The sequence below is a fragment of the Streptomyces sp. NPDC050658 genome (assembly GCF_044457025.1).
GTDB lineage: Bacteria > Actinomycetota > Actinomycetes > Streptomycetales > Streptomycetaceae > Streptomyces.
On sequence record NZ_JBITGM010000003.1, the window covers coordinates 48,675 to 67,478 of the forward strand.

Annotated in this window: 17 protein-coding genes; 8 read left to right on the plus strand and 9 right to left on the minus strand. The window is 70.0% G+C overall.

Going from position 1 to position 18,804, the window contains the following annotated elements; translation table 11 throughout:
- Window positions 1-253 precede the first annotated feature (253 nt).
- Both ACIBKX_RS11735 and ACIBKX_RS11740 read right to left on the minus strand, forming a co-directional pair.
- Window positions 254-1,342 carry a BMP family protein gene (locus tag ACIBKX_RS11735; RefSeq protein ID WP_399375740.1) on the minus strand — a complete coding sequence of 363 codons (1,089 nt, stop codon included), beginning with the start codon at window positions 1,340-1,342 and terminating at the stop codon, window positions 254-256.
- Window positions 1,343-1,517: 175 nt separating this feature from the next.
- Window positions 1,518-2,756: a M20 family metallopeptidase gene (locus ACIBKX_RS11740; RefSeq protein WP_363277211.1), complete on the minus strand. Its 1,239-nt coding sequence runs from the start codon at window positions 2,754-2,756 to the stop codon at window positions 1,518-1,520.
- A gap of 259 nt (window positions 2,757-3,015) precedes the next feature.
- On the opposite strand from ACIBKX_RS11740, the gene ACIBKX_RS11745 reads away from it, so the two are divergent.
- Window positions 3,016-3,582: a calcium-binding protein gene (locus ACIBKX_RS11745; RefSeq protein WP_363277210.1), complete on the plus strand. Its 567-nt coding sequence runs from the start codon at window positions 3,016-3,018 to the stop codon at window positions 3,580-3,582.
- 194 nt (window positions 3,583-3,776) lie between these two features.
- On the plus strand, window positions 3,777-5,258 hold the full coding sequence (locus ACIBKX_RS11750; RefSeq protein ID WP_363277209.1) for an FAD-dependent monooxygenase: 1,482 nt from the start codon (window positions 3,777-3,779) through the stop codon (window positions 5,256-5,258).
- 6 nt (window positions 5,259-5,264) lie between these two features.
- Here ACIBKX_RS11750 and ACIBKX_RS11755 read toward each other — a convergent pair whose 3' ends face one another.
- Window positions 5,265-5,699: a VOC family protein gene (locus ACIBKX_RS11755; RefSeq protein WP_363277208.1), complete on the minus strand. Its 435-nt coding sequence runs from the start codon at window positions 5,697-5,699 to the stop codon at window positions 5,265-5,267.
- A 122-nt stretch (window positions 5,700-5,821) separates the two neighbouring features.
- On the opposite strand from ACIBKX_RS11755, the gene ACIBKX_RS11760 reads away from it, so the two are divergent.
- Entirely contained in the window at window positions 5,822-6,403 is a 582-nt protein-coding gene (locus ACIBKX_RS11760; RefSeq protein ID WP_363277207.1) for a helix-turn-helix domain-containing protein, read from the plus strand.
- Window positions 6,404-8,270: 1,867 nt separating this feature from the next.
- Here ACIBKX_RS11760 and ACIBKX_RS11765 read toward each other — a convergent pair.
- The gene (locus ACIBKX_RS11765) at window positions 8,271-8,822 is read right to left on the minus strand and encodes an ATP-binding protein (protein WP_399375741.1); all 552 of its coding nucleotides are present in this window, start codon (window positions 8,820-8,822) and stop codon (window positions 8,271-8,273) included.
- A 170-nt stretch (window positions 8,823-8,992) separates the two neighbouring features.
- Between ACIBKX_RS11765 and ACIBKX_RS11770 the strand changes: the two genes are divergently transcribed.
- Window positions 8,993-9,844, plus strand: a complete 852-nt coding sequence (locus tag ACIBKX_RS11770; RefSeq protein WP_363276564.1) for a helix-turn-helix transcriptional regulator — start codon at window positions 8,993-8,995, stop codon at window positions 9,842-9,844.
- An 11-nt stretch (window positions 9,845-9,855) separates the two neighbouring features.
- A complete protein-coding gene (locus ACIBKX_RS11775; RefSeq protein WP_363276563.1) occupies window positions 9,856-10,068 on the plus strand; it encodes a DUF397 domain-containing protein in 213 nt (70 codons plus the stop codon).
- Window positions 10,069-10,117: 49 nt separating this feature from the next.
- Here ACIBKX_RS11775 and ACIBKX_RS11780 read toward each other — a convergent pair whose 3' ends face one another.
- The 4 genes from ACIBKX_RS11780 to ACIBKX_RS11795 all read right to left on the minus strand — a co-directional run bounded on the left by ACIBKX_RS11780 (window position 10,118) and on the right by ACIBKX_RS11795 (window position 15,007).
- Complete coding sequence (locus tag ACIBKX_RS11780) at window positions 10,118-11,236, minus strand: hypothetical protein (RefSeq protein ID WP_363276562.1); 1,119 nt, start codon at window positions 11,234-11,236, stop codon at window positions 10,118-10,120.
- A gap of 152 nt (window positions 11,237-11,388) precedes the next feature.
- Entirely contained in the window at window positions 11,389-12,339 is a 951-nt protein-coding gene (locus ACIBKX_RS11785) for an N-acetylneuraminate synthase family protein (protein WP_363276561.1), read from the minus strand.
- 14 nt (window positions 12,340-12,353) lie between these two features.
- On the minus strand, window positions 12,354-13,640 hold the full coding sequence (locus ACIBKX_RS11790) for an N-acylneuraminate cytidylyltransferase (RefSeq protein WP_363276560.1): 1,287 nt from the start codon (window positions 13,638-13,640) through the stop codon (window positions 12,354-12,356).
- A 26-nt stretch (window positions 13,641-13,666) separates the two neighbouring features.
- A complete protein-coding gene (locus ACIBKX_RS11795) occupies window positions 13,667-15,007 on the minus strand; it encodes a DUF6716 putative glycosyltransferase (protein WP_363276559.1) in 1,341 nt (446 codons plus the stop codon).
- A gap of 198 nt (window positions 15,008-15,205) precedes the next feature.
- Between ACIBKX_RS11795 and ACIBKX_RS11800 the strand changes: the two genes are divergently transcribed.
- The 3 genes from ACIBKX_RS11800 to ACIBKX_RS11810 are packed head-to-tail and all read left to right on the plus strand — an operon-like array spanning window position 15,206 to window position 18,671.
- Window positions 15,206-16,183 (plus strand): glycosyltransferase family 2 protein, encoded by a 978-nt coding sequence (locus ACIBKX_RS11800; protein WP_363276558.1) that lies wholly within the window; start codon window positions 15,206-15,208, stop codon window positions 16,181-16,183.
- Window positions 16,183-17,532 carry an alpha-2,8-polysialyltransferase family protein gene (locus ACIBKX_RS11805; RefSeq protein WP_363276557.1) on the plus strand — a complete coding sequence of 450 codons (1,350 nt, stop codon included), beginning with the start codon at window positions 16,183-16,185 and terminating at the stop codon, window positions 17,530-17,532. Before ACIBKX_RS11800 ends, ACIBKX_RS11805 begins: the two co-directional genes overlap by 1 nt.
- Window positions 17,529-18,671: an acyltransferase gene (locus ACIBKX_RS11810; protein WP_363276556.1), complete on the plus strand. Its 1,143-nt coding sequence runs from the start codon at window positions 17,529-17,531 to the stop codon at window positions 18,669-18,671. The genes ACIBKX_RS11805 and ACIBKX_RS11810 overlap by 4 nt, the downstream gene beginning before the upstream one ends.
- Here the strand turns inward: ACIBKX_RS11810 and ACIBKX_RS11815 are convergent.
- Window positions 18,655-18,804: a hypothetical protein gene (locus ACIBKX_RS11815; RefSeq protein ID WP_363276555.1), complete on the minus strand. Its 150-nt coding sequence runs from the start codon at window positions 18,802-18,804 to the stop codon at window positions 18,655-18,657. The two genes, ACIBKX_RS11810 and ACIBKX_RS11815, sit on opposite strands and share 17 nt — an antisense overlap.

Sequence of the window (18,804 nt, forward strand, 5' to 3'; positions counted from 1 at the left end):
CTGGCGCTGATTTCGCCGCAGCGTAACGCGCGTAGACCTGACATAAGAACCCTTCTGTCCGGTCCGTTATCGAGCTGTGGCCGCGAGGTTGCGGCGACGTGCACGGGGTGTTGCGGAGGCATGACTCAGGGCGTCGCGGGGGGGGGAGGCTCAGGGCGTCGCGGGGGCATGACAGAGGGCGGGGCGCCCCGGGCCGCCGTGGCCCGCGGGACTCCCCGCCCTTCATGGCGTCGTCACATCGCCGTACCGGTGGCTACGGAACGGTCTTGACCGTGACCTTCCCGCTGACGATGTCCTTCTTGGCCTTCTCCACGGCGTCGACCACGTCCTTCATCGCCGTGTACTTGGGGTTCGAGTCGGAGAAGCCGACCCGCCCGGACTTCAGGTCGTAGCGCTGCTCACCGGTGATCGGCTTGCCCTCGACGACCGACTTCGTCAGGTCGTACACGGCCCCGCCGACGTCCTTGAGCGCCGACCCCAGGATGTACTGCTTGTACTTGGCGAGCGCCTTCTGCTTGTACTGGTCGGAGTCGACGCCGATCGCCCACACCTTCTGCGAACCGGCCTCCTGGATGACGCCCTGCCCGGAGAGCCCCGCCGCGTGGTAGAGCACATCGGCGCCCGCCTCGATCTGACCGCTCGCCGCGTTCTGCCCCTTGTCGGGGCTGGCGAAGCCGCCTTCTTCCGGCTTCTCGGTCAGATACCGCTTCTCGATCTTGATCTTCGGGTCGACGGACTTCACGCCCTGCACGAAGCCGGCCTCGAATTTGTGGATGAGCGGAATGTCGACGCCGCCGATGAATCCGACGTGATCGACCTTGGTTGCCTTGGCGGCGGCGACACCGGCCAGATAGGACCCCTGCTCCTCGTGGAAAACAAGGTCGGCTACGTTGTCGGCCTTCACCGTGTTGTCGTCGATGATCCCGAAAGTGACCTTCGGGAACTTCTTCGCGGCTTCCTTCACGGCGGGCGCGTAGACGAATCCGACGCCGATGACGGGGTTGTAGCCCTGCCGGGCCAGCTGCTCAAGGCGCTGCGTCTTGTCCGCGCTGGACTCGCCGTCGCCCGGCTCCATGTCGACGCCGCCGATCTTGAAGTCCTTGCGGGCCTTCGCGTAGCCGGAGTACGCCGCGTCATTGAACGACTGGTCGCCCTGGCCGCCGATGTCGTACGCGAGACCTATGCCTTTGCCCTTGTACTCGGAGGACGACGACCCGCCCTTGTCGTCACCCTCGTCCTGGGAGGCCTCGCTGCTGGTCTTGCCGCACGCCGATACGGCGAGGGCGAGAGAGGCCACGGCGACGGCCAGTTGGGAAATCCTTGATCCACGACGCAAACGCATAGGACGCACCCCTTACGTTCCCCGACGCGCCGCTTACGGCGCTGATTGCGGCGCACAGTAACGCGCGTAGAAAGGGAGGGGAACGGGGTTTCGCGCTGCCGTTACCTATTCGTGCCGAGGGCCGGTTACGTCCCCGTGAACGGGTACGCCGTAACCGGCCCATAGCGGTACGCGGCTAGCGCTCCACGTCCAGCAGCGCGGCGGCGGTGAAGAGTTCGACGCCCACGGTGATCGCCGACTCGTCCGCGTCGAAGTCCCCTTGATGGAGATCGCGGACGGTGCGCTCGCCGGGCACGCGGACGCCGAGGCGGGCCATGGCACCCGGCACATGCTCCAGGTACCAGGAGAAGTCCTCGCCGCCCAGGCTCTGTTCGGTGTCCTCGACGGAGTGCGCGCCGCGCCGCAGGGTCATCGCGTCCCGCAACAGGTCGGTGACGTCCGGGTCGTTGACGACGGGCGGGACCCCGCGGATGTAGTTGACCTCGGACTTGGCGCGGTAGAGGTCGGCGATCTCCTGGATGGCGCCGTGCACGAGGTCGGGCGCGTGCCGCCAGGCGTCGAGGTCGAGGCAGCGGACGGTGCCGGAGAGCTCCGCGTGCTGCGGGATGACGTTGCAGGCGTGGCCGGACTCGATGCGGCCCCAGGTCACGGCGAGGCCGGAACGGGCGTCGACGCGACGGGCGACCAGCGCCGGCACATCCGTGACGATCTTCGCGGCGGCGGTGACCAGGTCCGTCGTGAGATGCGGGCGGGCGGTGTGCCCGCCGGGCCCGTCGAGCGAGACCTCGAGCCGGTCGCAGGCGGAGGTGATGGCACCGTGCCGCAGCCCGATGCGCCCGGCGTCGACGCGAGGATCGCAGTGCACGCCGATGATGCGGCCGACGCCTTCGAGCACACCCGACTCGATGGCGTCGGGGGCACCCCCCGGCAACACTTCCTCCGCGGGCTGGAAGATCAGCCGTACCGGATGGGGCAGTTCACCCTTCCCCGCCAGCTCGGCGAGGACGAGCCCGGCCCCGAGCACGACGGTGGTGTGCACATCATGGCCACAGGCGTGGGCGCGGTCGGGCACGGTCGAGCGGTACGGGACGCCGAGCTTGGTGTCCGGGATGGGCAGCGCGTCGATGTCGGCGCGCAGGGCGAGCATGGGCCGCCGGTCGCCCGCCCCGCTGATGCCGATGTCACAGATGAGCCCCGTACCGATGTCGAGTACGCGCGGTTCGAGACCGGCCCGCTCGAGCCGGGCCTTGAGGGCCGCGGTGGTACGGAACTCCTGGTTGCCGAGCTCCGGGTGCATGTGCAAGTCGCGTCGGAAGGCGATGAGTTCGGCACGCAGCTCATCCGGCAGGGCGCCGGGGAGTACTGCTTCCCCGGGCAGATCAGCCTCGGAACTCTGCTCGGACTCTCGTGACATCAGTTGGTTCACCCTTTGAAGGGTAGGGCGAGACGGGGGCCAACTGACCCACGATCAACAAAAGTTCAGCCCGATAGGGTAAGAAAAAGTGGCCTCGTGGCGCATGGCTGCTGGTTGAGCTGGGTAAACTCCACCGCTCTTCGAGCGGATCGCAACCTTCCGCCCCCACCGCTCCCGGCGCGCCGCAATCCATTCCGCGCGATTCCCCGAACCAGTGGCTGTTCCGGCGACTCCAGAGCTACCACGGAGGGGAAACATCATGCGCATACGTTCATCATTCGGACCGCCGCTCGCGGCGCTGGCCCTCGTCGCAGCGGGCGCGGGGTCCGCTGTCGCCGTACCGGCCACCGCCACCACCGCGACGGTCTACTGCATGGGCCGTCCGGCCACGGTGATCGGCACCGAGGGCGGCGACTTCGAGACCGGCACTCCCGGCAACGACGTCATCGCCCTGCTCGGCGGCAGCGACACATACGCGGACGCGGGCGGCGACGACCTGGTCTGCCTGGGCTCCGGCAACGACCAGATGGGGTCGGACTTCGCCTTCGTCACGGGCGCGGACACGGTCGACGCGGGCCCGGGCGACGACTCCGTGTTCGCCTTCGACGGCGCGGACTTCATCCAGGGCGGCGACGGCGCGGACGACTTGAGGGGCGGCAACGGGGCGGACGACCTGCGCGGCATGGCGGGCGACGACCGCGTCTTCGGCGAGGGGGCGAACGACGTGCTGCTGGGCAATACGGGGACGGACACGGCGGACGGCGGCGCGGGTACGGCGAACAGGTGCGCGGCGGAGAGTGAGGTGAACTGCCAGCTGGATCCGTGAGTCCGTTGAATCCGTGAGTCCCGCCTCGCGGGTGAAATGAGAAAGGCAAGGAGGTACGACCACTCCTTGCCACTCTCAACTTATAGCGCACCGGGGGGCTTGCGGCAAGGCCCGGTGGATACCGCAGAATCACCGACCTAAGCGAGAAGCGAGCGCGAGCAGAACGAGCGCGTTTACAGGTGGGGGATTTCTTGATGATCGACGTGATCGTGGTGGGCGGCGGACCGACCGGCCTGATGCTGGCCGCCGAGCTGCGCCTGCACGACGTACACGTGGTCGTGCTGGAGAAGGCGGCCGAGCCGACGAAGCAGTCGCGCGGGCAGGGCCTGCACGCGCGCAGTGTCGAGGTGATGGACCAGCGCGGTCTCCTTGACCGATTCCTCGTGGACCACGAGAAGTTCCAGGCCGGCGGCCTCTTCGGCGGCATCATGAAGCCGTGGCCCGAACTGTTGGACACGGCGCACCCGTTCGGGGTCGCCGTGCCGCAGCCGGCGACCGAACGGCTCCTGGACGAGCGCGCCGTGGAGCTGGGCGCCGAGATCCGGCGCGGCTGCGAGGTGGTCGCCCTGAGCCAGGACGAGGATTCGGTGACGGCCGAACTCGCGGACGGCACGCGACTGCGCTCGCGCTATCTGGTCGGCTGCGACGGTGGCCGCAGCGCGGTCCGGAAATTGCTCGGGGTGAATTTCCCCGGCGAGGCGGCGACGGTGGAAACGCTCCTCGGCGAGATGAAGGTGACCGAGACCCCGGAGCGAATTGCCGCCGTCACCAAGGAAGTCCACAAGACACAGCTGCGGTTCGGCGTCGCGCCGCCCGACGAGGACGGGATGTGCCGGGTGGTCGTGCCTGCCGACGGGGTGGCCGAGGACCGGGCGACGGAGCCGACCCTGGACGACTTCAAGCAGCAGCTGCGCGCGGTCGCCGGCACCGACTTCGGGGTGCACTCGCCGCGCTGGCTGTCCCGTTTCGGCGACGCCACTCGCCAGGCGGAGCGGTACCGGGTCGGCCGGGCGTTCCTGGTGGGCGATGCGGCGCACATCCACCCGCCGACCGGCGGACAGGGGCTGAACCTGGGCGTGCAGGACGCGTTCAACCTGGGCTGGAAGCTGGCCGGGGCGGTGGCGGGCTGGGCACCGGACGACCTCCTGGACAGCTACGAGGCGGAACGCCACCCGGTGGGCGCGGCGGTCATCGCCAACACGCGCGCGCAGATCACGCTGCTCGGTACGTCTCCGGGGGCGACGGCGCTGCGGGAGCTGTTCTCGAGGCTGATGGACTTCGAGGAGGTGAATCGGTATGTGACGGGAATGATTACGGCGGTGGACGTCCGCTACGACTTCGGTTCCGACACCGACACCGACACCGGTTCCGGCTCCGGTTCCGGTTCCGGTTCCGGCGAGGGGGATGAACTGCTGGGCCGCCGACTCAAGGACGTACAGCTGAAGCGGGGCCGTCTCTATGAGCTGATGCATGGGGGCCGAGGCCTGCTCCTGGACCAGACGGGCAGCCTTTCGGTGGCGGGCTGGTCGGACCGTGTCGACCACGTAGTCGACACGACAGAGGAACTGACCGTCCCGGCGATCCTCCTCCGCCCGGACGGCCACGTGGCCTGGGTGGGCGAGGACCAACAGGACCTGACCACCCACGTCCGCCGCTGGTTCGGCCCGGAAAGCTGACCGCCTCTAGCCCTGGGGCGCGCCGTCCTGCTCCGTGAACTGCTCGGCGAACTCTCCGGTGGGCGGGATGGGGGTGATCACGTCGATCGGTACGCCGCTGGGGTCGGCGACGATGAAATGCCGCTGCCCGAAGTCCTCGCTGCGGAGCTCCAGTTCGGCGCGGAGTCCACCGCGTACGACGAGCCGGTCCCACTCCGCGTCGACGTCCTCGACCTCGAAGTTGAGCAGCAGCCCCTGGACCGGGACGCGGTAGGCCTCGGGAAGGGTGGGGTGGGTGGGGTCGAGCAGGGCGAGCTCGTACGCGGGGGTGCCGGGCCGCCGCAGGCTGACGTACCAGTCGGCTTCGAAGGTGGTCTCGAAGCCGAGGAGTTCGGTGTAGAAGTGCAGCGACTCCTGGAGCTTGGGCGTGCAGATCACGGGATACAGGCTGGTGAGCTTCATGAGGGGACTCCCTGCTTCACGTTCAGGTTCACATTCGCGTACCGTCGGTATGTCAATTCCCATCGGCAGCGTATTCACATACCATCGGTACGTCAATGAAGTGAGGGGACGGGAGATCCAGAGTGACCCGGGCCGAGCAACGCGAACTCACCCGCCGGACGCTGCTGCGTGAGAGCCGGCGACTGTTCGCGACACGGGGGTACGCCGCTGTCGGCCTCGCGGAGATCGTCCGCGCGGCCGGGGTGACCAAGGGGGCGCTGTACCACCACTTCGACGGAAAGACGGCGCTCTTCCGGGCCGTCCTGGAGGAGGCCCAGCAGGAAGTGGGCCGGACGGTGGCGGCTGCCGCGGACGCGGAGGACGACTCCTGGGAGCAGCTTCTCGCGGGCTGCCGGGCGTTCCTGGCGGCGGGCGCGGACCCGGACATCCAGCAGATCATGCTGATCGACGGGCCGGCCGTCCTGGGCTGGAACGAATGGCGCGCGCTGGACGAGGCAGCCTCGGCGCGCCACCTCGCCGAGGCGCTGTCCACACTCATCGACGGCGGCGTCCTCACTCCCCAGCCGGTGGAACCCCTGACCCGCCTCCTCTCCGGCGCCATGAACGAAACGGCCCTCTGGCTGGCCTCCTCCACAACCCCAACGAACCTCACCGACGCACAGGCGGCACTGACGCGACTGCTGGAGGGGTTGCGGGTGGGGTGAGGGCGGGGTGGAGGCGGGGTGGGGCGCGGGCGTCAGGCGCACGCGGGACGCCCGGGGGGCCGCCTGTCCCCCACCCACCCGCCCCACCTGGAGCAACTGAAGTGAACTGCCGGGCCTGGTAGGGCCGGCTTGGCTTCGGTGGCGGTGGCGGTGGCGGTGGCGGGTGTTGTGCCGTCTGCGGACCAGTTCGTTTGGGGCTCGGTCACTGGGTGGGGCTGGGTAGGGGCGGCTGCTATGGGTGGCCCGGTGTCGTTGATGGTTGCCGGGGCCGCCCGGTGCTCCGGAGTGTGGCGCTTCCGGCGCCCCTGTAAAGGGCGCTCCGCTGCGCTACGCGTCGGCTTCGCCGATTCCGCTTGCGCTCCACCCTTGACAGGCCCGCCTCCACCGCAGAGACCTTTTTGACCGGGCGGCCCAGGGGGTGGGGCTCACGGGGAGGACCGGTCCGGTGCCCGGTCGCCCTGCCGTCTGCGGACTGGTTCGTTTCAGTCTCGGTCACACAGAAGGGCGGGGCCCGCCAGGCCGGCTCCGCCCCGGTGGCGGTGCCGGGTCGTCGTGCCGTCTGCGAACTGGTTCGGTGCAGCTCGGTCACGTGATGAGGCACGGCCCGACAGACCGGCTCAGCTCCGGGGCATGGGCCGGGCGGTCTCGCCGTCTGCGGACTGGTCCGGCACAGCTCGCCACTCGGCGAAGGTGCAGGTCGGCACGCGGCAAGGGTGCCCGTCGACCGCCGGAGGGCGGGCGGGACTCCTGAGGGACACATGGGAGATGGCCAGCGAGGGGCGACGGACCCGCCGAAGGGGCACCGCAGGAAAGTCCCAGCGACACGCCGCAAATGGGGCCCATCCGTGGGACTTTCCCGGATCCCACCCCCAACACCCCCTCCCGGCACCCGAAATGCCCGATATGGAAGAGCGAGGGGAGCGGCCCGGGAAGGCAGCGTGACCACCCCAGTCACACACGCCCCAGCCCTCTCCCCTTCATCGCCACCACCCGACCCAAGGTCGGTCGGACTCCCGTCAGCCCCAGCCTCACCACGTGACCGAGCTGCACCGAACCAATCCGCAGACGGCACGACGGCCGGCCCAGGTCCCGGGGCTGAGCCGATCTGTCGGACGGCCCCTCCCCGCCTGACCGAGCTGCACCGAACTAGTCCGCACCCGGCATGAAGACCGAACCGCCTGCCGGTCCCTCCCCGTGAGCCCCACCCCCTGGGCCGCCCGGTCAAAAAGGGTCTCCGCGGTGGAGGTGGGCCTGTCAAGGGTGGAGCGCAAGCGGAATCGGCGAAGCCGACGCGACCGAAGGGAGCGCCCTTTACAGGCACGCCGCAACCGCCACACTCCCCAGAACCGGGCGGCCCCGGCAACGATCGAAGGCACCGGGCCACCCCAAGCAGCCGCCCCTACCGAGCACCGAATGGGCCGGTCGATACACGGCACGACACCCGCCACTGCCACCGAAGCGGAGCCGCACTGTCGGGCGGCACCCTCCCCGTGTGACGTCCGCCCCGAAAGAACCGGTCGGCAGACGCTTGACGAAGCCGGGAGCCATCTCCGGACCAGCCGCGCACCCCCGCTCCTCCCAACTGGCGGCGCCCGCACCGAACCAGTCCGCACCCGGCACGAAGACCGAACCGCCCCACCGGACCTCCCCGTGAGCCCCACCCCCCTGGCCGCCCGGTCAAAAAGGTCTCCGCGGTGCAGGCGGGCCTGTCAAGGGTGAAGCAAAGCGGAATCGGCGAAGCCGACGCGACCGAAGGGAGCGCCCTTTACAGGCACGCCGCAACCGCCACACTCCCCAAAACCGGGCGGCCCCGGCCACCAACAACGACACCGGCCCACCCCAAGTAGCCGCCCTGGCCCCAGCCCGCTCACAGCACGTGCGTGTCGGCAGGAGGAGTCAGTTCCACCCACAGGACCTTGCCCCTCTTGCCGAACAGTTCGTCTCCCAAGGGGTAGGCGCCCCATGTTGTTGCCCACTGGCGTACGAGGTGGAGGCCTCGGCCTGTTTCGGATGTTGGGGGTAGGGGGCGTAGGGCCGTTGGGGGGCTGTCGAAAGGGGGTGGGATGTGGGGGTTCGTGTCCCAGACGCCGACGCGTACGCCGTAGGCGCCTTCCAGGTTGCGGAGACGTAGCGCGGAGGGGCCTTGCGTGTGGCGGAACGCGTTCGTGACCAGTTCCGAAGCCAGGAGCTCTGCCGTGTCTGCCAGTTGATCCAGGCGGTACGCGGACAGCACCGCCCGCAGTGTCCTGCGCGCGATGCGGGGAGCGCGGGGGTCGTGCGGCAAGTTCAGGGCGTACGACCAGACTTCGGGTGAGGGCCAGTTGGAGGGCTCAGGCGGGGATACCGTGACGGTGACCATGGACGTCTCCGGAAGGGCTGGGGTCGGTTCGCCCTTCGGGGCCGTGCCGGGCGGTGGCATGTCGCGAGTGACCAAGCGATGCGCTTCCGGCTTACGGGCAAGGCCAGTTGGGCGGCTTGGTCAAACCGTAGACTGCGCGAACTGAAGGTTTTGCAGAGATCTGCAAAACCTTCAGCTATTGCCCTCGTGTGGGTGACAACCACACCAGGAGTACGAAACGGAGCGAGGACATGGCACCCAGGACCGCCCCCTCAGCTCGCCGCCTCCGCATCGGCGTCGAGCTGCGTCGGCTCCGAGAGCGTGCGGGCATGACCGCCGTCGAGGCCGCCCGCGCGCTGGGGACCACCCAGGCCCAGGTCAGCAATATCGAGGCCAACCGGTTCGGCGTCAGCGCCGACCGCGTACACACCCTCGCCCAGATCTACGACTGCGCCGACCGGCCCTTTGTCGACGCGCTCGCAGCCATGGCCGCCGACCGCACACGCGGCTGGTGGGAGGAGTACCGGAACACACTCCCCGCCCGCCTCCTGGACCTCGCCGAGATGGAGCAGCACGCCACCGCGTTGCGCGTCGCGCAGGTGATCAATGTGCCGGGGCTGCTCCAGACTCCCGAGCACGCCCGCGCACTCTTCCGTGAAGTCGTCCCGGCCCTGCGGCCGCACGAGATCGAGTACCGCGTCTCGCACCGCATCAAGCGGCAGGCGGTACTGCACCGGGAGACACCACTCCCGTACACCGCGATCGTCCACGAGGCCGCGCTGCGCATGCAGTTCGGCGGCCGGGACGTCGCGCAGGGCCAACTCGACCACCTCGCCGAGGTCAGCCACCAACCCGGCCTGACGCTTCGCGTCATCCCCTTCGGGGGCACGTCGTTCCCCACCACCGGGCACGGCGTCGATTACGCCCATGGTCCTGTCGCCGCACTCGACACCGTCCAGCTGGACACCGCGCACGGCAGCGAATTCATCGATGCTGTCGGACAGTTGGAGAAATACCGGCTCGTGCTGGACCGCCTGGAGAAGGTCTCCTTGGCTCCCGCCGAATCCCGCGAACTCATCCACCGGATCGCCCAGGACCTGTGAGAGGCACATCCATGACCGAGCTGAAGCCGAAGAGGAATCCGCAGCTGCACTGGCAGAAGTCCACGTACAGCGAGGAAGGTTCCTCCTGCGTATACATAGCCCCCGGCCCCCACCCCCCAACCATCCACCTGCGAGAGAGCGACACCCCCGAAGAGATCCTCACCACCGGACAGGCCCAACTCGCCGCCCTCATCTCGGCGATCAAGGCCGACCTCACGGCCTAGTCCACACCCGCCCCACCCGAAACGTCCCGGCAGGCGCAGTCACCTGCTCTCACGCCGTGGCGCCGGCCCGCACCCCCGCGGCGACAGCCGCCACCGAAGCAAGACGGTGCACGTCCCGGGCCGTTCCCGTCACGCCGGACAGGAATCCCTGCGCCCGCGGCGACGCGTTCTCCGTCAGCCACGCCGGGTCGATGTCGCAGACCGCGACGCGGACCTCCGTGCCTGCCAGGGCCAGCGGCAGGGTGTGGACCACCGTCGAGGGGAAGCTGAGGATCGTACGGCCGATGGGGCCGCGGCGGGCGATCAGTTCCAGGGGGAGGTCGGGGCGGACCACCTGGAGGCCCGTCTCCACCGCCAGGCGGTGGAGCTTCTCCGCACTCTCGCGGCGGTGGGCGAAATAGCGTGTCGCGCCATGGGTGCGGGCCAGGGTGCGGACCGCCTCCAGGTAGCGGTCCGGGTCCACCACGCCCGTCTCCACGAGGGACGTACCCACCAGGTCCGCCCCCTTCGCGACGCGCGGCGGACCGAACCGCTCCCGCGTCCAGGCGAAGGTGTTGGCCGTGACGACGACTCCCTCCGGAGCCGTCTCGATCGGCATCGAGGAGAAGACCTCCACCGTCCGGCGCCCGCCCGGCGTCAGGCGGCGCCGCGCCGAGGCGGACACCGGGGCGAACGCCAGATCGCGTACGCCGGGACGGCCTCCCCTGCGGTGCCAGCGCACCAGGCGTTCACCCGCGGCCAGTTGGGAGATGAACTCCATCGTCGCCGTGCCGTCGTCGACCACCACCAGCGAGCGGGCCCTGGTGATGGTCAGCAGCAGCTGGACGTACCGCGAGAACGGGTCGCCGATCACTATCCGGTCCGCCGACCGGAGCGCGCCCGTCAGGCCGCCGATCGTGTGGAAGGGAGCGGTCGCGCCGCCGCGCGCCTCCTCCCAGCGGACGTTGAGGCCCTCGTCGCGGGCGAGTTGGGCCATGCGGCGCAACTGGCCGCGGGTCATGGGGTCGTTGGGGGAAAGGACGACGACGGTGAGTCCCCCGGCCGGGCCGCTCGCGCCCGCCGTATGCGCCCACTCGAGGACGTTGAGGAGCTGCACAGGGCTCTCGACGAACGCCAGGGTGTTCGGCGCCGTGACGGTGGGGGCCTTCGGCCCGGAGCGGGGGCTCATCGTCGTATGACCGTGTCCTTGTCCTTGTGAATACCGGATCCGGTGTGCGTACCGGTGCCGGTGTGCGTACCGGTGCCGGTGTGCATGCCGGTGCCGGTGAGAGGCCCGGCAAGAGGCCGGCAGCAGGCCCGGTAAGAGCGTCAGGCCGCCGCTCAGACCGCGACCGGCTGGCGCTCGGCGGACTCGGCCGCCTCGGCCTCGGCGACGACGCCCGCGACGCGGCGCAGCTTCTTCATCGGGCCGAGCTCCGACTCGTAGACCTGCTTGACGCCGTCACCGAGGGAGGCCTCGATGGTGCGGATGTCGCGGACGAGGCGCGTCAGGCCCTGCGGCTCGACGGAAGCGGCCTGGTCCGAGCCCCACATGGCGCGGTCGAGGGTGATGTGGCGCTCGACGAAGGTGGCGCCGAGGGCGACCGCGGCGAGCGTGGTCTGCAGGCCCGTCTCGTGGCCGGAGTAGCCGATCGGGACGTTCGGGAACTCCTGCTGGAGGGTGTTGATGACGCGCAGGTTCAGCTCCTCGGCCTTCGCCGGGTACGTCGACGTGGCGTGGCAGAGCAGGATGTTGTCCGAGCCGAGGACCTCGACCGCGTGGCGGATCTGCTTCGGGGTCGACATGCCGGTCGAGAGGATGACCGTGCGGCCCGTGGCGCGGAGCGAGCGCAGCAGCTCGTCGTCCGTCAGGGACGCGGAGGCGACCTTGTGGGCGGGGACGTCGAACTTCTCCAGGAAGGCGACGGCCTCGGTGTCCCACGGCGACGCGAACCAGTCGATGCCGCGCTTGGCGCAGTGGTCGGTGATGGCCTGGTACTCGGACTCGCCGAACTCCACGCGGTGGCGGTAGTCGATGTACGTCATCCGGCCCCAGGGGGTGTCGCGCTCGATGTCCCACTGGTCGCGCGGGGTGCAGATCTCCGGGGTGCGCTTCTGGAACTTGACCGCGTCGCAGCCGGCGTCGGCGGCGACGTCGATCAGGGCGAGGGCGTTCTCGAGGTCGCCGTTGTGGTTGATGCCGATCTCACCCGTGATGTAGACGGGCTGACCGGGACCGGCGGTCTTCGAACCGAAGGTGCGCAGACGGGAGTTGGAGGCGTTGGAGCTCATGGGAGGAACGTTCCTTACTTGTTGAGGGAAGGGCCGAGGATCCATGCGGCGATCTCTCGGATCGCGCCGTCACCACCGGGGAGAGCGGTGACCGCGCGTGCGGCGCCGCGTACGACGTCGTGGGCGCTCGCGACCGCCACGGGCCAGCCGACGAGGCCGAAGCACGGGAGGTCGTTGACGTCGTTTCCGACGTAGAGCACGCGCTCGGGAGCGATGCCCTGCTCCTCGCACCACTGCTTGAGTGCGAGGTCCTTGCGGTCGATGCCGTGCAGGACGGGAAGCTTCAGCTTCCTGGCGCGCGCGGCGACGACCGGGTTCTGTTCCGTGGACAGGATCAGCAGCGGGATGCCCGCGTCGCGCAGGGCGGCGATGCCGAGTCCGTCGCCGCGGTGCACGGAGACGAATTCCCGTCCTTCGGAGTCGATCAGCACCCTGTCGTCGGTCTGGGTGCCGTCGAAGTCGAGTACGACCGCGTCGATGTCGTCGCGGGTCGGGAGCGCGTCGGCCCGGCCGGAGTCGAAGAGCGGCGCGAGCGCCCGTGCGCGGGCGAGGTCGTGCGGGTCGTCGATCTCCAGGACGCGCGCGGGGTCGGTGCGGACCAGCTCCGTGCGGCCGAAGAAGCGGTGCTTGTGCTCGCGGAAGCCTGTCACGTCCATGCCGTAGACGGCGCCGGTCTCCAGGAGGTCCTGGGGGCGGTCCTGGCGGCGCGGGCGGAAGGACTTGTCGTGGTTGACGCCGTAACCGCCGTCGGTGGCCGTGGAGTTGGCGATCTTGGTGGTGCCACCCAGTTCGCCGGTGCGGCGCGCGTCCAGGGCCTTGGGCTCGTCGTCGGCGTCCCGCCAGACGAAGCCGTGGAAGGGCGCCACGGTGTGTGCCGTGTCCGCGCCGCCGTCCACGATCGGGCCGACCACGCCGTCGATGTCCTCGCGGGTGATGAAGGGGCTGGTGCACTGCACGAGCAGGACCACGTCCACGGGGGCGTTGTGCAGCTCCTCGTGGGCGTCCATCGCGTGCAGGACGGCCGCCTCACTGGTCGCGGTGTCGCCGGCGATCGCGGCGGGGCGGAGCACCACTTCGGCGCCTGCCGAGCGCGCGGCCTCCGCGATCACGTGGTCGTCCGTGGAGACGACGACGTCCGTGACGAGCCGCGCCGCCAGGCACTCGTGGATGGCCCGCGCCACCAGCGGCACACCGCCGACCGGGGCGAGGTTCTTGGCGGGTACGCCCTTGGAGCCGCCGCGGGCCGGGATGACGGCGAGGACACGGCGTACGGGCGCGCTCCCTGGGTCGGGGTGGGACATGGGGGCTCCTTGAGAGGGGTGGGGGATCACAGCTCGCCCATCCGTCGGATGACGGGGGCCACGCGCTGGACGCCGTGCCGGTAGGCGCCGCGCGCCGCGCTGCGGACGGCCTGGCGCACCGGGCCCGGCTCGCGGTCGGCGGCGGGTGCGCCGGGCAGCGGGGCGCCGTCCGGGCCGAGGTGGTGGCGGGCCAGGATGCCGGGGAGGTATCCGGGGGCGGTGGTGAGGCTGTAGTACGGGGCGATCGGGGGGAGTTGGGGCTGTGCGAGGAGCGCGGTGACCCGGTCCCGTGCCGCGTCGAAGGCCTTCTCGTACGTCCCGTCCGGCGCGACGCCCTGCCTCGCGACCCACTCCGGGGCGGCCTCGGGGCTCTGCCCCGCGTCGATCTCGTCCCACGACGTCAGGCATCCGGAGCCGATGAAGTGGTGGTTGCCGAGCGCCTCGCGCACCCCGAGGTCGGTGAGGACCGCGGTGGGGATGCGGCGGTGCAGGGATTCGAGCGCGGCGGTGGAGCTGACCGTGACGAGCAGGTCCGTGCGGTCGAGGACCTCGCCCATGTTGCCGTACACCAGACGGCAGTTGGGCGGCAGATCCTCGCCCTTGGCGAGCTTCTGGTAGGGCAGTTCCTCGATGTGCGTGGTGTGCTCGCCGGGCTTGCTGCGCAGCTTGATCAGGACCTCGCGGTCCGGGTGCAGCCGTGCGTGCTCGACCATGCGCCTGAGGAGGTACGTCCGCTGCTCGCGGCTCTCCGGTACGGAGGGCTGTGCGGCGAAGACCACGGTGTACGGGTCGCGCTTCGGGTCCTTCTCGAGGTAGGCGGCGCCGCCGAGGAACGGCAGCGCGGCCTCCGTCACCGACGACGCGTCGGCGCCCACTCCCTCGTACACGGCGCGGAAACGCTCCGCGTCCTGGCGGGAGTTGGCGAGGACGACGTCCGCGCCGTGCCGCAGCAGCAGTCCGTCGGCGAGCTTCTCGTAGACGACGCCGACATAGCCGGTGACGACGACGGGACGCTTGCCGGAGCCGGACCGGCCGGCCGCGGGCTCCTCCGCTATCCGGGCGAGTCCGTGCAGGACCGCCTGGACCGCGCCGCCCACGAGGGCGAGCACGATGACGTCGGGGGCTTCGCGCTCGACCTCGCGCAGGAACTCGATCGCGGTGACCTCGCGCAGGGAGTCCGCGCGCACCCCGACCTCTTCGAGCTGTCGCACGGTGGGCGTGGCCCGGCCTCTCAGGAGGCGTCCGTCGAGGCGCGTGTCCGGGTCCCCGCCGGTGAGGCGGCTCGCGGTGAGCGCGCCCCATTTCCACCGGGTGTCGGAGTCGGCGAGCACGGTGATCCGTGTCGTCCCGCTGTTGCTTACTGGCACAACGAGGACGCTAGGAAGGCATTTCGATTCGCGGCCCAACTCAGGTGCAACAAACGGTTAACAGCATGCCGACGAATGGCGAATCAGCCCGGGAAACCGCAGGTACAGAGCCGGGTTAACCATTCCGCCATGCGTCGTTCACCTGACATCCCACCTTCGGTCAAGACGAATGCCGGGCCGACACCTAACGTCACCCACGTGGTTAAGCTCTCCGTCATCGTGCCGTTCTACAACGTGCAGCAATACGCGCCCGACACCTTGAAGAGTCTGCGAGCGAACGCGCGCGACGACTTCGAATTCATTCTCGTCGACGACTGTTCGAAGGACGAGACTCCAGAGATTCTGGAGCGTGCCGCGCGCGAGCTGCCCGGCGCCGTCCATCTCAGACATGAGACGAACGGCGGTCTGGCGACCGCCCGCAACACGGGGCTTGACGCGGCCCGCGGCGAGTACCTCACCTTCCTGGACGGTGACGACTGGCTCGCGCCCGGCTATTACAGCCAACTGGTCGACTCCATCGAGCAGTTGGGCTGCGACTTCGTGCGCACCGACCATGTGCAGTGCACCGCGCGGGCGCGCAGCGTCCACCGGGTGCCGCACGGCCGGCGCGGGGTGCCGATGTCGCCGCGCGAGGTGATCCTGCCCGCCGACCGCTCGACGTCCGTCGACTACGCGTACGCGTGGGCGGGCATCTACCACCGGCGGCTCGCCGACCGGGGCCTGCTGCACTTCACGGACGGCCTGCGCACGGCGGAGGACCGGCCGTGGATCTGGCGGCTGCACCGCGAGGCGGAATCCTTCGCCGCGGTGGGTCTGCTCGGTGTGTTCTACCGGCGCGGCGTCGCCTCGTCGCTGACACAGATCGGCGACGTACGTCAGCTCGATTTTATTCGCGCATTCGACCAGGTCGTCCGGGAAACCGCCGAGGACCGGGACGCCGACAAACTCCTGCCGAAGGCAGTCCGTACTTACTGCGCGATCATTTCCCACCATCTGGGATCCATCGAAAGGTTCGAGCCACCTGTGGCGCGGAAATTGAAGTCAATGAGCGCGGCCGCCCTGAAGCGGATGCCGCAGGGCGTTCTCGACGACGCGCTCGACTCCATGGACATACAGCGGGCGACGCGGCTGCGCCGTCTGCGCAGGCGCCCGGTGTCGGCGGAGGTGGCCGCGTAATGGCGAAGACGCAGATCTTCCTGGCGTCCACGCTGTACGGCACGGCGACGCTGGCCGCCGCCATCGACGCGGACGGCTTCGGCCCCGCCGACCGGCGGATCCTCCTGGTCAGCAATAACGCGGCGACGCCGGAGACGACGGTGGCCGTGGACGAGATGCCGGGGTTCGCCCGGCTGCGCGACCGGTTCGACGAGGTGCGGTCCTGGAACGAGGCCATCTCCCCTTTTCATCCGGGCGGCTGGTCCCCTCGCTCCGACGACATCCCGATGTGGGAGCGGTACTTCCGGCTGCTGTGGGAGCTCGGTGACGACGAGATCGAGCTGGCCGTCGAGTCGATCCAGGTCAATCCGGCGCTCGCCCTCGCGCAGATCTTCACGGGCGCGCCCGTGGACGTCTACGCGGACGGCCTGATGAGCTACGGCCCGACCCGCAACAAGATCGACCCGCTGGTCGGCACGCGCGTACGCCGCCTCCTCCACCTGGACCTGGTGCCCGGCCTGACCCCGCTGCTCCTGACCGAGTTCGGCGTACCCCCGGAGATCGTGCCGACGGACGCCTTCATGAAGGTGCTCGGCCAGCTCGCGGACTCCGAGACCGACGTCCCGGACATCGCCGAACCCGCCCTGCTCCTGGGCCAGTACCTCTCCGCGCTCGGCATCCTCACCGCCGAGGAGGAAGAGGAGCTGCACGTCCGCATGGTGCGCGGCGCCGCCGAACTCGGCCACACCCGCGTGGTGTTCAAACCGCACCCGACCGCGCCCGCCCGCTGGTCGCGGCTCCTGGAGAAGGAGGCGGAGGCGATCGGCGTCGAGCTGACCGTCCTCGACTCGCCGGTGCTCGCCGAGGTCCTGTACCAGCGGATGCGCCCCGCGCTCGTCGTCGGCTGCTTCTCCACGGCGCTGCTCACCGCGTCCGAGCTGTACGGCCTGCCGGTCGCCCGCACCGGCACGGAGACCCTCCTGGAGCGCCTCGCGCCCTACCAGAACAGCAATCGCGTACCCGTCACGATCGTGGACGCGCTGCTTCCCGACCTCGCCGACAAGGGCGCCGTCACCGGCCGCCAACCCGGCATGCCCACACCGCGGTTGGGCGAGCTGCTCGTCGCGGTCGGCTTCGCCATGCAGCCGCAGATCTACCCGCGCCGCAGGCCCGCCGCCGAGCGCTATCTCTCGCAGCACCTGTCGCCGCACACCTGGCGCTACTTCAAGCGGCGCCGCCTCACCGCGCTCGCGCTGCCCGGCGCGCTGCCCTCGCAGCTGTCGTTCATCCCGCGCAACGCGGCCGTGCGCCGGGTCGCCCGCCGTGCCCGGTCGGTCAAGCGGACCATCAAGCGGACCGCGCTCGGATGAGTTCTCCCGCCTCCACGCTCCCGAAGCACTCCCCAGGAGCGGACGGTCTCACGCGCACGATTCCGGCCCCGGCCGCCAAGCGTGCACGACCGCGCCTGCGCGCCCTCGACGGGCTGCGGCTCGTCGCGGCGCTGATGGTCGCGGCGTACCACTACGGCGGCCGTGACGGCGAGGTCAGCGAGGCGTGGGGCAGCTCGCCAAAGCTCCAGTTCCCCACCGCGCACGACTGGTTCGCGTACGGCTGTCTCGGCGTACAGATCTTCTTCGTCATCAGCGGCTTCGTGATCTGCATGAGCGGCTGGGGCCGTCCGCTGCGGTCGTTCTTCGCGTCCCGCGTCTCCCGGCTCTTCCCCTCCTACTGGGCCGCGATCATCCTGGTGACGGCGGTCTTCGCGCTGCCGGTCGTCACGTACGAGGCGGTCTCGCCCAGCGACGCGCTCGTGAACCTCACCATGCTCCAGCAACCGCTGGGCGTGGACCGGGTGTTGGGGGTCTGCTGGACGCTCTGGGCCGAGCTGCGCTTCTACGCCCTCTTCGCGCTCTGCGTGGTCCTGCCGGGCGCGAACCGGGCCCGCGTGATCCTGTTCTGCGCGGTGTGGACGCTGGCGGCCGCGGTCGCGGAGGGTGCGAACGAGCCGCTGCTCGACCTCGTCCTGATGCCCGAGTACGCCCCCTTCTTCATCGGCGGCATCGGCATCTACCTCGTCCACCGCGACCGCCGGGACCTCACGGCGTGGGGCATCGTGGGGGTGAGCTGGCTGATCGGCCAGCACTACGCGGTCGCCCAGCTCTGGCACGCGCCGGACCCCGACTTCTTCTCCTACCGCACGTCGTTCGGCATCATCGCCGTCGTGACGGCGGGCTTCGCGGCCGTCCTGCTGATCGCGCTCGGCGCGCTGCACCGGGTCGACTGGCGGTGGCTTACGGTGGCGGGGGCGCTGACCTACCCGTTCTACCTGGTGCACGAGCATCTGGGCTGGGTGACGGTGGCGGCGCTGCACCGGGGGCTCGGGATTCCGTCGTACGCGACGTTCGCGCTGACCGTTCTCGCGATGCTGGTCCTGGCCTGGCTGCTGAACCGTTTCGTGGAGGAGCGGCTCACGCCGCTGATCCGCAAGGGACTCATGACCCGGAAGTGACACCGCCGTCGGCGTCGTCCGCCACCGCGCGGGCGACGTCGAGGGCCTCGTCCATGACCACACTGGCCTCGCCTATGGCGTCCGCCAGCTCCTGGACCAGCCGTTCCAGCGTCTCACCCGGGTTCTCGTCCAT

Excerpts from the sequence above, each read along its gene's own strand:
- ACIBKX_RS11765 (WP_399375741.1), bottom strand. The coding sequence starts at position 8,822 with ATGCCACCGCCCGGCACGGCCCCGAAGGGCGAACCGACCCCAGCCCTT.
- ACIBKX_RS11780 (WP_363276562.1), bottom strand. The coding sequence starts at position 11,236 with ATGAGCCCCCGCTCCGGGCCGAAGGCCCCCACCGTCACGGCGCCGAAC.
- ACIBKX_RS11775 (WP_363276563.1), top strand. The coding sequence starts at position 9,856 with ATGACCGAGCTGAAGCCGAAGAGGAATCCGCAGCTGCACTGGCAGAAG.
- ACIBKX_RS11785 (WP_363276561.1), bottom strand. The coding sequence starts at position 12,339 with ATGAGCTCCAACGCCTCCAACTCCCGTCTGCGCACCTTCGGTTCGAAG.
- ACIBKX_RS11745 (WP_363277210.1), top strand. The coding sequence starts at position 3,016 with ATGCGCATACGTTCATCATTCGGACCGCCGCTCGCGGCGCTGGCCCTC.
- ACIBKX_RS11790 (WP_363276560.1), bottom strand. The coding sequence starts at position 13,640 with ATGTCCCACCCCGACCCAGGGAGCGCGCCCGTACGCCGTGTCCTCGCC.
- ACIBKX_RS11805 (WP_363276557.1), top strand. The coding sequence starts at position 16,183 with ATGGCGAAGACGCAGATCTTCCTGGCGTCCACGCTGTACGGCACGGCG.
- ACIBKX_RS11770 (WP_363276564.1), top strand. The coding sequence starts at position 8,993 with ATGGCACCCAGGACCGCCCCCTCAGCTCGCCGCCTCCGCATCGGCGTC.
- ACIBKX_RS11735 (WP_399375740.1), bottom strand. The coding sequence starts at position 1,342 with ATGCGTTTGCGTCGTGGATCAAGGATTTCCCAACTGGCCGTCGCCGTG.
- ACIBKX_RS11815 (WP_363276555.1), bottom strand. The coding sequence starts at position 18,804 with ATGGACGAGAACCCGGGTGAGACGCTGGAACGGCTGGTCCAGGAGCTG.
- ACIBKX_RS11740 (WP_363277211.1), bottom strand. The coding sequence starts at position 2,756 with ATGTCACGAGAGTCCGAGCAGAGTTCCGAGGCTGATCTGCCCGGGGAA.
- ACIBKX_RS11755 (WP_363277208.1), bottom strand. The coding sequence starts at position 5,699 with ATGAAGCTCACCAGCCTGTATCCCGTGATCTGCACGCCCAAGCTCCAG.
- ACIBKX_RS11750 (WP_363277209.1), top strand. The coding sequence starts at position 3,777 with ATGATCGACGTGATCGTGGTGGGCGGCGGACCGACCGGCCTGATGCTG.
- ACIBKX_RS11810 (WP_363276556.1), top strand. The coding sequence starts at position 17,529 with ATGAGTTCTCCCGCCTCCACGCTCCCGAAGCACTCCCCAGGAGCGGAC.